Below are 1,735 nucleotides of genomic sequence, written 5' to 3'. Positions count from 1 at the left end.
GGCCGACGCCGTCCGCACGGTCGCCGACGCGCTCGAACGCGACCTCTCGGGCCTCCCGGCTGGTAGCGCCCGGCCCCACGTGCGATCCGCACTCGTGGCGGTCCAGTCCGGCGACCTCGACGCCGCGCTCGTCTCGCTCATCGAGGCCGTCCAGATCGACCGAGCTTATGAGGAAGACATCGCTCGCAAGCTGGCCGTCGCCCTGTTCCTAATGCTGGGCGAGGCGGACCCGGTCGTCAGGACGCACCGGCCGGTCTTCAACCGGTCTCTCTTTTGAGGTGCTTCGAGGGCGGGCGACCCCAGCAGAGAGACTGCAGCGCGTCCGCCATTGCCGGCCTCGAGGTCGCGTGATCCGTCGTGGGCCAAAAACTTGTAAAGGAGGGTGCACCCCCTTCGCCCCGATGCTCCGACTCACTGCCCTCGCCCTCGCTCTCGCCCTCACCGGCTGCGCCAACACGCTCGACCGAGCGATGGACCGCGCCGGCAACGTGGCCGAGCGCGCCGTCAACCGCAACATCGACTCGCGGACCGACCGCGCCATCAACGGCGCCATCGACGGCACCTTTCAAGCGGGCGAGAACGCCGTCCGCTGCACCTACGACGACCGCGCCTGCGTCGAGCGCGCCCAGAGCCGCGGCGACAGCGTCGTGCTCGTGGACCGCGAGGGCACGCCCGTCGACCGCAACGGGACGCCGGTGACGGAGGGCAACGTCGAGGACGCCGTCATCCGCACGACGGTCTCCAACGCCAACGCGAACTACGACTTCACGCCGGGCGAGCGGGCGCTCTTCGAGGACGACTTCGACTCTGACCGGCTCGGCGACTTCCCGCGGCGACTCCACTACCTCGCCGGGACGTCCGAGGTCGTCGACTTCCAGGGCCAGCGGTTCCTCCGATTCACGAGCGGAGGCGGCTTCGAGGTCCGCCTGGGGCAGACGCTCCCGAGCACGTTCACCATCGAGTTCGACTACCAGGGCGACAACGACGCGTACGTGAACATGTACACCGCGCCCCGGACCAGCGACAACGACACGCGGCCGTTCTCCGGCTACGACGGCGCCCGCCTCAGCGTCGGGAGTTGGCGCGGGTCCGGCGTGTGGAACAGCGACGGGCCGGTGTCGGTCGTCCGCATTCCCCACGACGAGTTGACCAAGGTCGAGATCACCGTCGACGACCAGTACGTCAAGATGTACGCCGATGGCGCGCGGGTCGCGAACGTGCCCCGCGCGGACATCGGGCGGCACGATGCGATCACGTTCCAGGTCGGTGCGCGGAGCGACCGGCTCGTGTACATCGGCGACCTCCGGATCGCGGCCGGCGGCAACGACCTCTACGGCGCCCTCGAGGCCGAGGGCCGCGTCGTCACGGAGGGGATCCTGTTCAACACCGGAAGCGCGACCCTGCAGCCCGAGTCGTTCTCGGTCGTCCAAGAGATCGCGTCGATGATGGAGGAGCACCCCGGCCTGCGCGTCCGCGTCGAGGGCCACACGGACAACACGGGGAACGCGTCGAGCAACCAGTCGCTCAGCGAGCGCCGCGCCGAGGCCGTCCGCACGATGCTAATCGGGCTCGGTGTCTCCGCCGGGCGCGTCGAGGCCGCTGGCATGGGCGCATCGAGGCCGATCGCGGACAACGGGACGCCCGAGGGGCAACGTCAGAACCGACGCGTCGAGTTGGTCCGGCTGTAGTGTGCGCGGCCGGGCAAGGCGCCGGCCTCGAGGGCGAGGCTACGCGC

At 70.1% G+C, this 1,735-nt stretch carries 2 protein-coding genes; both read left to right on the top strand.

Annotated elements, in window-relative coordinates; translation table 11 throughout:
- Positions 1-277 (top strand): tetratricopeptide repeat protein (locus WBA11_RS12080; protein ID WP_424520934.1); only part of this gene is annotated, 277 nt, incomplete at its 5' end.
- A 124-nt stretch (positions 278-401) separates the two neighbouring features.
- The gene (locus tag WBA11_RS12075) at positions 402-1,688 is read left to right on the top strand and encodes an OmpA family protein (RefSeq protein WP_424520933.1); all 1,287 of its coding nucleotides are present in this window, start codon (positions 402-404) and stop codon (positions 1,686-1,688) included.
- Positions 1,689-1,735: the final 47 nt, after the last annotated feature.

The organism is Rubrivirga sp., assembly GCF_049648075.1.
Lineage (GTDB): Bacteria > Bacteroidota > Rhodothermia > Rhodothermales > Rubricoccaceae > Rubrivirga.
Note: the sequence above shows the minus strand (reverse complement) of the source record. Positions and strands in the feature narration are given on the sequence as shown.